The sequence below is a fragment of the Mesorhizobium sp. P2_D5 genome, from assembly GCF_056404355.1.
Genome location: NZ_JBFUEE010000001.1, coordinates 480,020 through 493,982, shown reverse-complemented (window position 1 = coordinate 493,982; position 13,963 = coordinate 480,020). Strand labels below are relative to the sequence as shown.

15 protein-coding genes are annotated in these 13,963 nt (G+C 63.5%); 8 read left to right on the top strand and 7 right to left on the bottom strand.

Features of this window, described 5'->3' with window-relative positions:
- The first annotated feature begins 106 nt into the window (after positions 1 to 106).
- The 3 genes from AC1DYW_RS02360 to AC1DYW_RS02350 all read left to right on the top strand — a co-directional run bounded on the left by AC1DYW_RS02360 (position 107) and on the right by AC1DYW_RS02350 (position 2,863).
- The gene (locus AC1DYW_RS02360) at positions 107 to 583 is read left to right on the top strand and encodes an Lrp/AsnC family transcriptional regulator (RefSeq protein ID WP_095083483.1); all 477 of its coding nucleotides are present in this window, start codon (positions 107 to 109) and stop codon (positions 581 to 583) included.
- Positions 584 to 698: 115 nt separating this feature from the next.
- The gene (bchE, locus tag AC1DYW_RS02355) at positions 699 to 2,246 is read left to right on the top strand and encodes a magnesium-protoporphyrin IX monomethyl ester anaerobic oxidative cyclase (RefSeq protein WP_477224989.1); all 1,548 of its coding nucleotides are present in this window, start codon (positions 699 to 701) and stop codon (positions 2,244 to 2,246) included.
- 218 nt (positions 2,247 to 2,464) lie between these two features.
- Positions 2,465 to 2,863, top strand: coding sequence for a RidA family protein (locus AC1DYW_RS02350; RefSeq protein WP_477224988.1), 399 nt, complete (start codon positions 2,465 to 2,467; stop codon positions 2,861 to 2,863).
- A gap of 40 nt (positions 2,864 to 2,903) precedes the next feature.
- Here the strand turns inward: AC1DYW_RS02350 and argB are convergent, their stop codons facing one another.
- Together argB and AC1DYW_RS02340 are read right to left on the bottom strand one after the other, a co-directional pair.
- Complete coding sequence (gene argB / locus AC1DYW_RS02345) at positions 2,904 to 3,797, bottom strand: acetylglutamate kinase (protein WP_112559011.1); 894 nt, start codon at positions 3,795 to 3,797, stop codon at positions 2,904 to 2,906.
- Positions 3,798 to 3,979: 182 nt separating this feature from the next.
- Positions 3,980 to 5,476, bottom strand: coding sequence for an amidase (locus tag AC1DYW_RS02340; RefSeq protein ID WP_477224987.1), 1,497 nt, complete (start codon positions 5,474 to 5,476; stop codon positions 3,980 to 3,982).
- A 151-nt stretch (positions 5,477 to 5,627) separates the two neighbouring features.
- Here AC1DYW_RS02340 and AC1DYW_RS02335 point away from each other — a divergent pair, with 151 nt between their 5' ends.
- The 4 genes from AC1DYW_RS02335 (at position 5,628) to msrB (ending at position 8,399) form a co-directional block, all read left to right on the top strand.
- On the top strand, positions 5,628 to 6,167 hold the full coding sequence (locus AC1DYW_RS02335; RefSeq protein WP_095083498.1) for a sigma-70 family RNA polymerase sigma factor: 540 nt from the start codon (positions 5,628 to 5,630) through the stop codon (positions 6,165 to 6,167).
- On the top strand, positions 6,164 to 6,892 hold the full coding sequence (locus tag AC1DYW_RS02330; RefSeq protein ID WP_477225561.1) for an anti-sigma factor: 729 nt from the start codon (positions 6,164 to 6,166) through the stop codon (positions 6,890 to 6,892). The genes AC1DYW_RS02335 and AC1DYW_RS02330 overlap by 4 nt, the downstream gene beginning before the upstream one ends.
- A 214-nt stretch (positions 6,893 to 7,106) precedes the next feature.
- Positions 7,107 to 7,664, top strand: a complete 558-nt coding sequence (locus AC1DYW_RS02325) for a fasciclin domain-containing protein (protein WP_457151644.1) — start codon at positions 7,107 to 7,109, stop codon at positions 7,662 to 7,664.
- A gap of 231 nt (positions 7,665 to 7,895) precedes the next feature.
- Positions 7,896 to 8,399, top strand: a complete 504-nt coding sequence (msrB, locus tag AC1DYW_RS02320) for a peptide-methionine (R)-S-oxide reductase MsrB (protein ID WP_095083502.1) — start codon at positions 7,896 to 7,898, stop codon at positions 8,397 to 8,399.
- Positions 8,400 to 8,542: 143 nt separating this feature from the next.
- On the opposite strand, the gene AC1DYW_RS02315 is transcribed toward msrB, so the two are convergent.
- Together AC1DYW_RS02315 and AC1DYW_RS02310 are read right to left on the bottom strand one after the other, a co-directional pair.
- On the bottom strand, positions 8,543 to 10,096 hold the full coding sequence (locus tag AC1DYW_RS02315; RefSeq protein ID WP_457151649.1) for a DHA2 family efflux MFS transporter permease subunit: 1,554 nt from the start codon (positions 10,094 to 10,096) through the stop codon (positions 8,543 to 8,545).
- A gap of 61 nt (positions 10,097 to 10,157) precedes the next feature.
- Positions 10,158 to 11,339 (bottom strand): HlyD family secretion protein, encoded by a 1,182-nt coding sequence (locus tag AC1DYW_RS02310; RefSeq protein WP_477224986.1) that lies wholly within the window; start codon positions 11,337 to 11,339, stop codon positions 10,158 to 10,160.
- A gap of 132 nt (positions 11,340 to 11,471) precedes the next feature.
- Between AC1DYW_RS02310 and AC1DYW_RS02305 the strand changes: the two genes are divergently transcribed.
- A complete protein-coding gene (locus AC1DYW_RS02305) occupies positions 11,472 to 12,206 on the top strand; it encodes a TetR/AcrR family transcriptional regulator (RefSeq protein WP_477224985.1) in 735 nt (244 codons plus the stop codon).
- On the opposite strand, the gene yihA is transcribed toward AC1DYW_RS02305, so the two are convergent.
- From yihA to AC1DYW_RS02290, 3 genes are all read right to left on the bottom strand, one after another.
- On the bottom strand, positions 12,203 to 12,862 hold the full coding sequence (yihA, locus tag AC1DYW_RS02300; protein WP_111545233.1) for a ribosome biogenesis GTP-binding protein YihA/YsxC: 660 nt from the start codon (positions 12,860 to 12,862) through the stop codon (positions 12,203 to 12,205). The genes AC1DYW_RS02305 and yihA overlap by 4 nt on opposite strands.
- Entirely contained in the window at positions 12,859 to 13,497 is a 639-nt protein-coding gene (locus AC1DYW_RS02295; protein WP_477224984.1) for a CatB-related O-acetyltransferase, read from the bottom strand. Before AC1DYW_RS02295 ends, yihA begins: the two co-directional genes overlap by 4 nt.
- A gap of 125 nt (positions 13,498 to 13,622) precedes the next feature.
- Positions 13,623 to 13,943, bottom strand: a complete 321-nt coding sequence (locus tag AC1DYW_RS02290; protein WP_477224983.1) for a hypothetical protein — start codon at positions 13,941 to 13,943, stop codon at positions 13,623 to 13,625.
- Positions 13,944 to 13,963: the final 20 nt, after the last annotated feature.

Below are 13,963 nucleotides of genomic sequence, written 5' to 3'. Positions count from 1 at the left end.
GTGCCGAAAGGATAACCGGATTTGCCGAGGCAAATCGGTTTTGATGATGGCTCGAGCGCGATATTCGGGATAACATTCACTCCAGAAACGCTTTCATGGAGTGAAAATGCCTCAATTCGATGATTTCGAGATCAGGATGCTCGAGGTCCTGCAGGGCGACGGGCGCAAGCCGGTGTCCGAACTGGCGCAAGAGATCGGCCTGTCGACGACCCCATGCGCACGACGTTTCGAGGCGCTGCAGGAGGCCGGCATCATCAAGGGTTTTGCCGCGGTGATCAGCCGCCGCGCGGTCGGCCTGATGGTCGAGGTGTTCATTCAGGTGCGCCTCGTCAGCCACAGCGACGGCTCGCCTGAAAGCTTCATCGCCGCCGTGCAGCGCATGGACGAGGTATCGTCATGCTGGACGATGACCGGCGACCACGATTTCCTGCTGCATGTCATGGTGCCGTCGGTCGACGAGCTCAATGCTTTCGTCATGCACCGGCTGATGCGGCTCGACGGCGTGCGCGATGTCCACACCCAGCTGGTGCTGCAGAACATCAAGGGCCCCGGCCACGTGCCGCTCGGCCACCTCAGGCGGTGATGGTGCCTGCCCTGCCCATCCCTGCGGAAAAGCTGCACGCAAACTGCTGAAACGGGCCAATCGGGCGTCCATATCGCCGGCCAAAATCCGCGGACCAACTGCCCGGAGGTCCGCCATGAAAATCGTCCTGATCAATCCACCGCACACCGCCATCGGCAGCCGCGTGCCGGACGATCACCTGCCGCCGCTCGGCCTGTTGGCGCTCGGCGGCCCGCTGATCGATGCCGGCCATGAGGTGCGCCTCGTCGACGCCGAGTTCGGGCCGATGCCGCTCGACATGGTGGTGCGCAATGCCCTGGACGATGATCCCGATTTCGTCCTGATCGGCCATTCCGGCTCGACCTCGGCGCACCCGACCGCCTTGCTGATAGCCGGCTTGATCAAGCAGCGCGAGCCGGCGACCATCATCATCTATGGCGGCGTGTTTCCGACCTACCACTGGGACGACATTCTGGCTGAAACGGACGTCTTCGACTTCATCGTGCGCGGCGAGGGCGAGGCGACTGTGGTGGCGTTGGTCGAGGCGCTGGAAATGCACCAGCCGCCTGCAAGCGTGGCGGGCATCGCCTTTCGCGACGATCTGCGCCGTCCCTTCGCCACGCAGCCGGCAATGACCATCGCCGATCTCGACGCCTACCGTGTCGGCTGGGAGTTGATCGACCATATCAGCTACAGCTACTGGGGCGGCAAGCGTGCAGTGGTCATGCAGTTTTCGCGCGGCTGCCCGCATCTGTGCAATTATTGCGGCCAGCGCGGCTTCTGGACCCGCTGGCGGCATCGCGATCCGGTGAAATTCGCCAAGGAGATCGCCTGGCTGCACCGCGAGCACGGTGTCGAGCTGATCAACCTTGCCGACGAGAACCCGACCGTATCGAAGAAGGCCTGGCGCGCTTTTCTCGACGCCATGATCACCGAGAACGTACCAGTGCTGATCGTCGGCTCGACCCGCGCCGACGACATCGTGCGCGATGCCGACATCCTGCATCTCTACCGCAAGGCCGGCGTCATCCGCTGGCTGCTCGGCATGGAAAACACCGACGAACAGACGCTTGCATTGATCCGCAAGGGCGGCAGCACCTCATCCGACCGCGAGGCGATAAGGCTGCTGCGCCTCAACGGCATCCTGTCGATGGCGACCTGGGTGGCCGGCTTCGAGGACGAGGGCTTTCGCGACCTGTGGCGCGGCTTTCGCCAGCTCATCGCTTACGATCCCGACCAGATCCAGGCGCTTTATGTCACGCCGCATCGCTGGACACCGTTCTTCAGGATCGCGCGGGATCGCAAGGTGATCCAGAAGGATGCCCGCCTGTGGGATTACAAGCACCAGGTGCTGCAGATGACGCGGCTGAAACCGTGGATGCTGTTTTTCAGCGTCAAGCTGATCGAACTGGCGGTGCAATCGCGGCCGAAGGCGCTGTCGCGCATCCTGTTCCACAAGGACCCCGAGCAGCGGCATTCGATGCGCTGGTACACGCAGATGGGGCGCCGCGTCTGGTTCCGTGAGGTCTGGGGATTTCTGGCCCGCGACGGACGGGTGACGGACGGCCCGACGCTTGCCGAGTTCTGGGGGGCGCCGCAGGACGCCGAGGAGGAATCGATGAGCGTTCGCCGCCCGCCGCGCAAGCTGGCTTTGCCCGGGATCGCGGTCTCACCGAACGCCTGACCGCTCGCCCCTTAAATTAATATACGTCGCGTATGCGTATTGACATACGCAGCGTATGTATCCACATCAGACATACGGTGCGTATGTCGACACGTCCCGGACACTGGAACGCAGCGATCCAGAACCCTGAAGCCTTGCGAACGGCTCCCGCCCTGGCGGCGAAGCCAGTTCGCGACGCCCCGGAGGTCTGGCCTGCCTTGTTTGAAATGGAATGAACTATGACCAAACGCGACGCGATCTTCCCTGCAGGCCGGCAGGCTCTCTACGAGATCAACCGTTACTCGGCGGCGATCCGCTCGGGCGACTTCCTGTTCGTTTCTGGCCAGGTCGGCAGCCGCGAGGACGGGTCGCCCGAGCCGGTCTTCGCAAGCCAAGTCCAGCTGGCTTTCGACAATCTCGCCACCGTGCTGAAGGCGGCCGGCTGCACGTTCGACGACATCGTCGACGTGACCACCTTCCACACCGATCCGGCCACCCAATGGCCAGCGATTGACGCCGTTCGACTGAGCGCGTTCGGCGAACCGCCCTATACGAACTGGACCGCGGTGGGCGTGAACTGGCTGGCGGGCTTCGATTTCGAAATCAAGGTCATCGCGCGTCTTCCGCAGCCCGCCTGATCGACAGGCGGCAGCAGAAGACCAAAGGGCCACGTGCGGCTCAGGGCACGATCAGCGTGCCGGCGCCGTGTTCGGTGAACAGCTCGAGCAGCACCGAATGCGGCGTCTTGCCGTTGAGGATGACGACGCCTTCGACGCCACGCTCGATCGCCTCGATGCAGGTCTCGACCTTGGGGATCATGCCGCCCGAGACCGTGCCGTCCTTGATCAACGCCTTGGCCTCGGCCACGGTCAGTTCGTCGATCAGCTTCTTGTTCTTGTCGAGCACGCCGGGCACGTCGGTGAGGAACAGCAGGCGCGTTGCCTGGCAGGCGCCGGCGATGGCGCCGGCGAAGGTGTCGGCGTTGATGTTGTAGGTGTGGCCGTCGCGGCCGGGTGCCACCGGCGCCAGCACCGGGATCATTTCGGAGCGCGCCAGAAGGTCGAGCAAGGTGCGGTCGACCTCGACCGGCTCGCCGACGAAGCCCAGATCGAGCACGCGTTCGATGTTGGAGTCCGGATCGATCATCGTCTTGCGCGCCTTTTCGGCGAAGACCATGTTGCCGTCCTTGCCGCACAGGCCGATCGCCCATTCGCCCTCGGCGTTGATCAGCGCCACGATCTCCTTGTTGATCGAGCCGGCCAGCACCATCTCGACGATCTCGACCGTCTTCTGGTCGGTGACGCGCAGGCCGCCCTCGAACTTGGATTCGATGCCCATCTTGGCCAGCATGGCGCCGATCTGCGGGCCGCCGCCATGGACGACGATCGGGTTGACGCCCGATTGCTTCAACAGCGCGATGTCGCGCGCGAAAGCCTTGCCGAGCTCGATATCACCCATGGCGTGGCCGCCATATTTCACCACGACCGTCTTGTGCTCGTAGCGCTGCATGTAAGGCAGCGCCCGCGAAAGCAGGGCGGCCTGCATTTCGGCGGTGGCGGTGATTTCCGTCATCGGCGTGGTTCCTGGTTTTTGGTTTTGTGCATGTCGTCGTCCCAAAACTGCTGGGCACTCTTGGGCGACATGCACTTGGTTTATGCATGATGCATCAGGTAAAGACGGCGGCGTCTTAGCGGGAATTGGGGCCAGCCGCAAATGGCTTTGCTGTCATATTCGAGCGCCTCACGACGTCGTCATCATGACGGCACCCTCAGCGGCGCCCTGCGGCCCAACCAACCCGAGATCTTCTCCATCTGCGCGGCAAGCGACAGCAGTGTCTCCTCGTCGCCCGGCCGGCCCACCGCCTGGATGCCGAGCGGCAGGCCGGCATCGGTGACATGGACCGGCAGCGCGATCGACGGCTGGCCGCTGACATTCTGGATCGCCGGCCAATGAGTGAACCCGAGGCTCTTGTCCATCAGCTGGCCGAGCAATGGCTTCAACTTCAGCAAGACGGTGAGATGAAGCTTGTCGAGCAGGTTCTCGATGAGTTCGTCAGCGCCTTTCGGGTCCATGGCGCCGCAGGCGAGCGGCGGGTGGGCGATGATCGGCATCAGCACGGCATCATATTGCGCGGTTTCCGCGATCAGCTGTCGCGAGGTCGCGTGCAGGCGCTGCAAGCCGGCATAGATCTCGCCGGCCGATACCAGTTCACCGAAGCGGGCGAGGATGCGCGTCGCGCGCTCGATGTCGCCCAGAACGGAACGGCCGACACGCAGCGCCTCGGCCCGCATCGTGCCGGCGACGGCAGAGGCCACGCCGGTGGCAAAATCGGCGAAGAATTCGCGCCCGATAAAAGGCAGGTCGATATCCGCGACCGTATGGCCGCCCTCGCGGGCCAGCGCGACCGCCGCGTCGAGCGCGACAAGCGTCTCGGCCGAGACCGGCAGGCCGAGCGGCGACTTGCGGTACACGGCCAGCCTGAGCTTGCCGGGATCGCGCGTGGCAGCCGCGACGAAGCTGCCTTTGGGCGACGGCGCCGCATAGGGCGTCAAAAGGTCGGGACCGTGGGTGAGGTCGAGCAGCAGCGCGCAGTCGCGCACCGAGCGGGTGAGCGCATGGTCGACGACCATGCCGTACCAGCTCTCGCTCACCAGCGGCGTCAGCGGTATGCGGCCGCGCGACGTCTTCAGGCCGACAAGCCCGGTGCAGGCGGCAGGCACCCGGATCGAGCCGCCGCCATCCGAGGCATGCGCCACCGGCACGACGCCGGCAGCGACCAGCGCCGCCGCACCCCCGGATGAACCGCCGCTGGTATGGCCGGTGTTCCAGGGATTGCGGGTGATGCCGAAGGCCTTGGATTCGGTCATCAGCCGAAGCCCGTATTCCGGCGACGTCGAGGTGACGATCGGAATGAGGCCGGCGGCGAGGTAGCGATCGGTCAGCACCGAATTGACATCAGCCCGCCATGCCGGAATACGGCTGCCGCCATGCGTCGCGACGCCCTTGATGGCGATGCCGAGATCCTTGATGGCAAAGGGAATGCCGGCCAGCGGCAGCGAGCGGTCGACGGTCTTCGCCTGGGCCCGCGCGGCATCGTAAAGCGGCTCCGCCGTGGCGTTGATATCGGAACGGGTGGCCTCGGCGCGGGCGATCGCCGCTTCGGTCAGCTCGATTGGTGACAACTCGCCCTTGCGGACCAGGTCGGCAAGGCCGGTTGCATCTTGCGCCCACAATGTATGTTCAACCGACATGCGCGTTTTCCTCACCGTGGGAAGACAAGCTAGCCAGTGGCGATTTCATTGGCAATCGACGGACAGATCCGGGCCGGCAATGCGGCAAGTCTGGCGTGCACAAGGCGATTTCCGTCGTTGCAAATACGTTTCAATCCCCTAACTTGCCTGCATGACGCCGCAGGACATCACCAAGCTGATCGTCCGGACTTCGATGAAGGATCGGGCAGCGTTCGATCTGCTCTACCGGCAGACCAGTGCGAAACTTTTCGGCGTCTGCCTTCGTGTATTGAACGACCGGGGAGATGCCGAAGAAGCCCTGCAGGAAGTCTTCGTCAAGATCTGGACGAAGGCGGACCGTTTTGCTGTCTCAGACTTGAGCCCGATCTCCTGGCTGGTGGCGATCGCGCGCAACCACGCGATCGATCGCGTCAGAGCGCGACGCAAGCCCGCCCTCGATATCGATGCCGCGCTCGACGTGGCCGATCCGACGCCAGGGCCTGAAGCGATGGTGGTGGCGGGCGGTGAATCCGAACGCATCCATCATTGTCTCGACGAGTTGGAAAAGGACCGGGCGGCGGCCGTCCGTGGCGCCTATCTCAAGGGCGAGAGCTATGCCGAACTGGCGGAGCGCCATGGCGTACCGTTGAACACGATGCGTACCTGGCTGCGCCGCAGCCTGTTGAAACTCAGAGAATGTCTGGAAAGATGACGCTGGCGGAAGACAACGGACCGGAACGTGGAGGCGACGACTTGCTCGCCGCCGAATACGTTCTCGGCGTGCTGCCGGCGGAGGAGCGGCAGATCGCGTCCAGGCGCATCGATGCGGAGACCGAGTTCGCCCGTCTTGTCGACAGCTGGGAGGTCTCGTTCTCGCCGCTGGCCGCCGCCTACCCGGAAATCGAGCCGCCGGCTTCGCTCAAGGCTGCGATCGATCGCCGCCTGTTCACGTCCACCGCGGCCGTGACCACGCCCACCGAATCGCGCGGCGGGCTGTGGTCCAGCCTGGCCTTCTGGCGCGGCCTCGCTGCTGCGGCGGTCGCCGCTTTGGCGATCTACATCGCCGTGCCCACCCTCAACCCGCCGGTCGAGCAGCCGCAGGCGCGCCTCGTCGCCTCGCTGGCCGCCGAAGGCAGCGATGTCAAATATCTCGCCGTCTATGACGCCGCGCATCACGAGGTCGGCCTGTCGCATGTCTCCGGCGAGCGTGCCGCCGGCAAGGACTTCGAGCTGTGGATGATCGAGGGCAAGAACCCGCCGGTCTCGATGGGCGTCATCCCGACCGGCGCCACTGCGCATATTGTCGTCTCGCCGGCTGCCCAGCAGAAGCTCGCCCAGGGCGCGGTGCTCGCCGTCAGCCTCGAGCCGGCAGGCGGTTCGCCGACCGGCCAGCCGACCGGACCGGTGGTCGCGGCGGGCGATCTGAAGAGCATCTGACCGGCTTTATCGCTGACATAGAAGACTTTCAGTCTATTTTTCGCATATGATGTCTAACCGCGCCAGTGAGTGGACAAAACGCATTGTGTGAAAATCACCCTGCGGTGCAAATAAAATCAAAAAATCCCGATGTTTCTGAAACTCCCGCATTTGTATCCCGTATCTCCTCGCGTCCCCAAAGATGGGAAGAGAAAAACCCGAGGAGTTTGACATCATGCGTAAATACGCCACCCTTTTGCTTGCCAGCGCGATCGCTGTTTCCGCTCTTGCCACTGCGGCCTATGCCGAAAACCCGATGGTTGGCGGCGCTGCCATGTTTGCCAGCAAGACCATCGTCGACAACGCCGTCAATTCGAAGGACCACACGACCCTGGTCGCCGCCGTCAAGGCGGCCGGCCTTGTCGACACGCTGCAAGGCGCTGGTCCGTTCACGGTGTTCGCGCCGACCAACGACGCCTTTGCCGCGCTGCCGGCCGGCACGGTCGAAATGCTGCTCAAGCCCGAGAACAAGGACAAGCTCACCAAGATCCTGACCTGCCATGTCATCGGCGCCAAGGCGATGGGGGCGGACGTCGCCGCGATGGCCAAAGCCGATGGCGGCACCCACAAGGTCAAGACGGTTGGCGGCTGCGAACTGTCGCTCAAGGCTGACGGCGGCAAGGTCACCGTGACCGACGAGAATGGCAACGTCGCCAATGTGACGATCGCCGATGTCGAGCAGTCCAATGGCGTCATCCACGTCATCGACAAGGTTCTGCTCCCCAAAATGTAAAAAGGGGGGCGAAGATGTAACAAGGGGCCTGCTGCCGACGAAATTGCAGCAAGGGCTCTCCGTCGATTGCATGGTCTCGCTCCCGTGACCCGCAACCGGCCCGCGCACTCCGCGCCGCCCACGTTCAGATGTGGAACGGCGCGGAGTGTTCGTTCGAGGGCCAGCGTCACCGGCTTTTGATTTCCGCGTGGCGGTATAGTTTGGCAAAAGAGACGACAGGAGGAACTGGTCATGAACCGTCGCGACTTTCTTTTGAGCGGTGCCGCCGCCATCGGCGTCGCCGGGGCTGCCGCAACGATGCTGCGCATGGGCAAGCCGCAGCCCGCACAGGCTGCCGAAACCTTCGAGGTCACCAAGACCGATGCCGAGTGGAAAGCCATCCTGTCGCCGGCCGCCTTCGACGTGCTGCGCAAGGAAGGCACGGAATATCCCGGCACCAGCCCGCTGCTCAACGAACACCGCAAGGGCATCTTTGCCTGTGCCGGCTGCGACCTGCCGGTCTATCCGTCCGAGACGAAATTCGATTCCGGCACCGGCTGGCCAAGCTTCTGGCAGGAGATTCCCAAGGCCATCGGCACGACCGTGGACAGGTCGCTCGGCATGACCCGCACCGAGGCACATTGCCGCCGCTGCGGCGGCCATCTCGGCCACGTCTTCGATGACGGCCCGGCGCCGACCGGCCTGCGCCACTGCATCAACGGCGTGGCGCTGACCTTCAAGCCCGCCACGGCCTGACATATCTCTTTTTGACGCAATTCCGGTGCTCCAATCCGAATACGAAAAAACTCCGGGCTTGCGGCCCGGAGTTTTTTTGCGCGGTCAGAGCTTTTCGGGCGTGGACTGGAGGAGCTTCCCGAAACTGCTGTCCACGTTTGGTATCAGTGGCCGCCACCGCCGCCGCCGGCCGCGGCCGGCTTGCGGATCAGCATGGTGAACAGCCCGAGCGTCGCAAACAGCACCGTCAGCAGGAAGAACACGTCCATGAAGGACAGCAGTGCGGCCTGCTGCTGCACCATGCCCGACAGCTTGGAGATCGCCGCGCTGGTCGCGTCGAGGCCGGCGGTCTGCTCGAAATTGAGCGTCATGTTCTGCAGCTTTTGCTGCGCGGCGGCACTGCCCCACTGCACGTGCTCGGAGAGCCTTGCGTAGTGGAACGCGTTGCGGTCGATCAGCACGGTGTTGATGACGGCCAGGCCGACGGCGCCGCCAAGGTTGCGGGTGAGGTTGAACAGGCCGGACGCATTCTTCAACCGGTCTGGCGGCAAGGTGCCGAGTGCCAGGTTGTTGATCGGCACCATGCACAGCATCATCGAACAGCCGCGCAGGATCTGGGGAATGAGCAGCTCATAAAAATCCCAGTCGGCGGTCAGATGCGTCATCCACCAGGTTCCGGTGGCGAAGCCGAAGAAACCGACCATCATCATCAGGCGCGGGTCCATCTTGCTCGACAGGATGCCCGAGACCGGCGCGGTGAGGAACATCGCCAGGCCGCTGACGAACAGCGCTTCGCCGATCATCATCGAATCGTAGCCGCGGATGCGCCCGAGGAACACCGGATAAAGATAGGTCAGGCCATAGAGGCCGATGCCGATGACGAAGGAGAACAGTGAGCCGAAGGCAAAGTTGACGTTGGTGAACGCCTTCAGGTCGACGATCGGCTCCTCGGCGGTGAACACACGCCAGAAGAACAGCACGGCGCCCACGGTCATGACGATGGCGCAGATGAATACGCCCTGGTCCTGCAGCCAGTCGTTGTTCGGGCCTTCCTCGAGCACATACTCCATGCAGCCCAGGAAGGCGGCCATGCCGGCGAGGCCCCACCAGTCGAACTTGCTGAACAGCTTGAGATTGGGCTTGTCGAAGTCGATCAGCGTCCAGGCCGCCGTCGTCACCAGGATGCCGGGCACGACATTGATGAGGAACAGCCAATGCCAGGACATGGCATGGCTGATATAGCCGCCAACGGTCGGGCCGATGGTCGGCGCCAGCGTCGCCACAAGGCCGATCATCGGCGAGACCACGGCGCGGCGCGACGGCGGGAAAATGGTGAAGGCAGCGGCAAAGACGCTCGGGATCATGCCACCGCCGATGAAGCCCTGGACGGCGCGGTAGACGATCATCTGGTCGATGTTGGTGGCGGTCGCGGCCAGCGCGCTGGCCGCGGTGAAGCCGGCCGCCGAGATCGTGAACAGCACGCGCGTCGACAGCATCCGGCTGAGGAAACCCGACAGCGGGATCATCACCACCTCGGCGATCAGATAGGCGGTCTGCACCCACGGGATCTCGTCGGAACTGGCGCTCAGGCCAGCCTGAATCTCGGCCAGCGAGGCCGAGACGATCTGGATGTCCAGGATGGCCATGAACATGCCGAACACCATCGCCAGGAAGGCGATGACCCGCCGCGTCGAGATGGTGTCAGGTACGGCCGGCATCGCCGGCGGCGCTCCTGCTGTCAGGGTTGCGGTGGCCATGGCATTGCTCCCCGGCGGCCGCTCAGTTCGAGGCCGTAGGCGCGGTACGGCTGTCGACGGCGACGACGACACTCAAGCCGGCGCGCAGCCTGCCGCTCTTCAGCACGTCGGCCGGCACATCGATGCGGACCGGGACGCGCTGCACGACCTTGGTGAAATTGCCGGTGGCGTTTTCGGGCGGCAGCAGCGAGAACACCGCACCCGAAGCCGGCGCCAGCGACGAGACGGTTCCCTCGAAATCCTGGCCGTCGGTCGCATCGACCGAGATCTTGACCTTCTCGCCGGGAACCAGCCGGGCAAGCTGCGTCTCCTTGAAGTTGGCGACGATGTAGAGCTTGTCCATCGGCACGATGACGGCGAGCTTCTGGCCGGGGCTGACGAGATCGCCCTGCTCCACCGAGCGGTTGCCGACGACACCGTCATAAGGCGCCTTGAGCACGGTGAAGGAAAGATCGCGCGCGGCCTTGTCGCGGCTGAGCTGCAAGGAAGCAAGCGTGCTTGCCGATTCGGCGCGCTGCGCCTGCAGCACGCCGATATTGGCCTGTGCCGCGGCGATCTGCGCGTCGGCGCCGACAAGGGCGGCGTTGGCCTGCTGGACCGCCGTCTGGGCATCGTCCAGCTGTGCCTGCGTGCCGACATGCGTCTTGAGCAGTTGCGAGGCGCGTACCTCTACCTTCGCCGCATTGTCGGCGGCGGCTTGGTCAGCGACCTTCTGTGCCTGCGCCTGCTGCAGCGAGGCGCGCGCCGCTTCGGTCTGGGCGTCGATACGGTCGAGCGTCTTGCTCAAGGTGGCGATCTGCGCCTCGGCCTGGGCAACGGCTATTCTGTAGTCGCCGTCATCGACGACGAGCAGCGGGTCGCCAGCCTTGACCGACTGGTTCTCGCTCACCTTGACCTGATCGACATAGCCGGAAATCTTGGGCGAGATGAACGCCATGTCGGCCTGGACATAGGCGTCGTCCGTCGAGATCATGAAGCGACCCGTGGTCCAGTAGTTGTAACCGTACCAGGAGGCTGCGCTCAGCAAGGCAACGCCGATGATCGGCAGCAGAAACGAACGCACCGAACGCTTCTTCTTGGCTGGTGCTTCCACCGGCGCGCTGATGGCGGGCTGGAAAGGCACTTCGGGTGCTTCCGTCGCCGGAGCGACCTTGGCATTGGGGAAAGGACGGACTTCGGCTGTGGCTGGCGCGTTCGAGGACATGACATCTCTCTAAAATAAAGCTATAATACTGAACCGTTCGGTTCGATCAGGCCGTTGACATAGCGCGGAAACAGGACCATATCAAGTGCAATCGAACCGATTGGTTCGAATTATTTTCGAGGTGTGACTTTTATGGTTGAGACTCAGCCTAGCGTCGAAACCGACTCGTGCGGTGACCTGCTGGACCATGTGCGCCGTGGCCGCCCGGCGGCAGGCCAGGATCCAGTCAAGCGTAGCCAGATCATCGAGGGCGCCCGTCGCGTGTTCATCGACAAGGGTTTTGAGGCTGCGTCGATGAACGACATCACGCGCGAGGCCGGCGTCTCCAAAGGCACCATCTATGTCTACTTCGCCAACAAGGAAGAGCTGTTCGAAGCGCTGATCGAGGAAGAGCGCGGCACGATCTTCAAGAACATGTATGACGTGCTTGATAACGCCGACGACCTGCGCGAGACGCTGGTGAAGTTCGGCAAGGTGCTTGCCCTCAAGATCACGTCGGCCAAGGTCATCCAGGCGCAGCGCACGGTGATCGGCGCATCCGACCGGATACCCGAGCTTGGCGCGCGTTTTTACGAACGCGGTCCCAAACGCGGCCATGACAAGGTCGCGGCCTTTCTCGATGCCGCCATCGAGCGCGGCTTGCTGCGGATCGACGATGTCGATCTTGCCGCCTACCAGTTCACCGAACTGTGCCTGGCCGGTCTATTCCGCCAGTGCATCTTCGCCTACCGCACCAAAGCCCCGGGCCAGGATGAGATCGACCACATCGTCAGGTCCGGCGTCGGCATGTTCCTGAAGACCTACGGCACCGAAAGCCTTGCCGCGGAAGAAAGCCACCAGACGATTGCAATCGAGGCTAAGCCCTAGCCACCATTCGCGGCAAGCACGATGGCGGCCTGCAACTCCTCCAGGCCCTCGGCCTTTTCCGACGACGTCGCCAGGACGAACGGAAATGCCGCCGGCCGCTTCTTGATCTTTGCCAGCGTCTCCTCGATCAGCCGCGGCACGCCGGCAGCCTTGATCTTGTCGGTCTTGGTCAGCACGATCTGGTAGGACACCGCCGCCTTGTCGAGCAGCGACAGCACTTCGTCGTCCTTGGCCTTGATGCCGTGGCGGGCGTCGATCAGCACATAGACCCGCTTCAGCGTGACGCGGCCCTTGAGATAGTCGAAGACCAGCTTGGTCCACTCGTCGACCTTCTCCTTCGGCGCGGTGGCGTAGCCGTAGCCCGGCATGTCGACTAGCGCCAAGGGCGGCAGGTCGGCGCCCTCGCCGGAAAATCCATCCGGCACGAAATAGTTGAGCTCCTGCGTGCGCCCTGGCGTGTTGGAGGTGCGCGCCAGCCCCTTCTGATTGACCAGCGCGTTGATCAGCGACGACTTGCCGACATTCGAGCGGCCGGCAAAGGCGATTTCCGGCGGCCCTTCCGGCGGCAGGAACTTCATCGCCGGCACGCCGCGGATGAAGATCCACCCGCGCGTAAACAGTTCGGTGCCGATCACGGTGTTGTTCAGAGCGTTCAAGCTGCTGCCTCCAGAAGAGAAATATCGGCACCCCGGATAGCATCGAGGTTGCGGCTGATCTTGTCCACCGGCCAGTCCCACCACGCCACCGCCAGCAGCCGCCTGATCGTCCGGTCGTCGAAACGCGTCTTCACCAATTTGGCCGGGTTGCCGGCGACAATCGCATAGGGCGGCACGTCATGCGTCACCACCGATTTCGCGGCAATGATGGCGCCATGGCCGATCGTCACGCCGGGCAGGATCACAGCCTCCATGCCGATCCAGACATCGTTGCCGAGCACGGTGTCGCCGCGCACTTCCTTCGACCATGTCGCCGGGTCAAAACCCTTTTCCCAGCCATGGCCGAAAATATTGAACGGATAGGTGGAAAAGCCTGACATGGCGTGATTGGCGCCGTTCATGATGAAGCGCGCGCCCTCGGCGATGGCGCAGAACCTGCCGATGATGAGCTTGTCGCCAATGAACGGATAATGATGCAGCACGCATTTCTCGGCGAATTTGTCCGGCCCGTCCGGATCGTCGTAATAGGTGTAGTCGCCGATCTCGATGTTCGGCGCGCTCACCAATCCCTTGAGGAAGCCGACGCGGGTGTGCATCGGGATAGGGTGCTTGATGTCGGGGTTGGGTCCGTCCATGTCGATGTCCGTCGGATGATTGGCCACCAGGCAACAGGCGAAGTTCGCATGCGCCGGTTCAAAATAGCGTGATCCGCCCTATAGCACCAATCGGCTGAGGAGCGAGTCTTGCGTGGTGGCGTTGCTCATTTGTTGCCGCGGCAGATCACGATCGGATCGGACAGCGCACTGTCGAAACCGCTGCCCTGGTAGACGGTGACGTTCGAAGCTCCGGGCGGCAACATGAAGGTGCCTTCGACGATTTTCTGATCGCCGGCTGACGTGTGCAGAGCCCAGCTAAACGTGCAAAACTGAGGCGGCGCCTGGGGTTCGACGTGGCTGCAGTTCAATTGCGCCCCACCCAGCATGGCGGCGCCGCCACAACTGACCGCCTCCTTTGCGAACGCAATGCCGGGCCATCCCGCTAGGGCTGCCACGGTCACGATCTTTAGCCAATTCATCATCATATCCTCGTCCGGCAACGGCC

Coding starts and splice junctions, on each gene's coding strand:
- AC1DYW_RS02325 (WP_457151644.1), top strand. CDS start 7,107: ATGCGTAAATACGCCACCCTTTTGCTTGCCAGCGCGATCGCTGTTTCC.
- AC1DYW_RS02360 (WP_095083483.1), top strand. CDS start 107: ATGCCTCAATTCGATGATTTCGAGATCAGGATGCTCGAGGTCCTGCAG.
- bchE (WP_477224989.1), top strand. CDS start 699: ATGAAAATCGTCCTGATCAATCCACCGCACACCGCCATCGGCAGCCGC.
- AC1DYW_RS02310 (WP_477224986.1), bottom strand. CDS start 11,339: ATGTCCTCGAACGCGCCAGCCACAGCCGAAGTCCGTCCTTTCCCCAAT.
- AC1DYW_RS02340 (WP_477224987.1), bottom strand. CDS start 5,476: ATGTCGGTTGAACATACATTGTGGGCGCAAGATGCAACCGGCCTTGCC.
- msrB (WP_095083502.1), top strand. CDS start 7,896: ATGAACCGTCGCGACTTTCTTTTGAGCGGTGCCGCCGCCATCGGCGTC.
- AC1DYW_RS02330 (WP_477225561.1), top strand. CDS start 6,164: ATGACGCTGGCGGAAGACAACGGACCGGAACGTGGAGGCGACGACTTG.
- AC1DYW_RS02305 (WP_477224985.1), top strand. CDS start 11,472: ATGGTTGAGACTCAGCCTAGCGTCGAAACCGACTCGTGCGGTGACCTG.
- AC1DYW_RS02295 (WP_477224984.1), bottom strand. CDS start 13,497: ATGGACGGACCCAACCCCGACATCAAGCACCCTATCCCGATGCACACC.
- argB (WP_112559011.1), bottom strand. CDS start 3,797: ATGACGGAAATCACCGCCACCGCCGAAATGCAGGCCGCCCTGCTTTCG.
- AC1DYW_RS02350 (WP_477224988.1), top strand. CDS start 2,465: ATGACCAAACGCGACGCGATCTTCCCTGCAGGCCGGCAGGCTCTCTAC.
- AC1DYW_RS02290 (WP_477224983.1), bottom strand. CDS start 13,943: ATGATGATGAATTGGCTAAAGATCGTGACCGTGGCAGCCCTAGCGGGA.
- AC1DYW_RS02335 (WP_095083498.1), top strand. CDS start 5,628: ATGACGCCGCAGGACATCACCAAGCTGATCGTCCGGACTTCGATGAAG.
- AC1DYW_RS02315 (WP_457151649.1), bottom strand. CDS start 10,096: ATGCCGGCCGTACCTGACACCATCTCGACGCGGCGGGTCATCGCCTTC.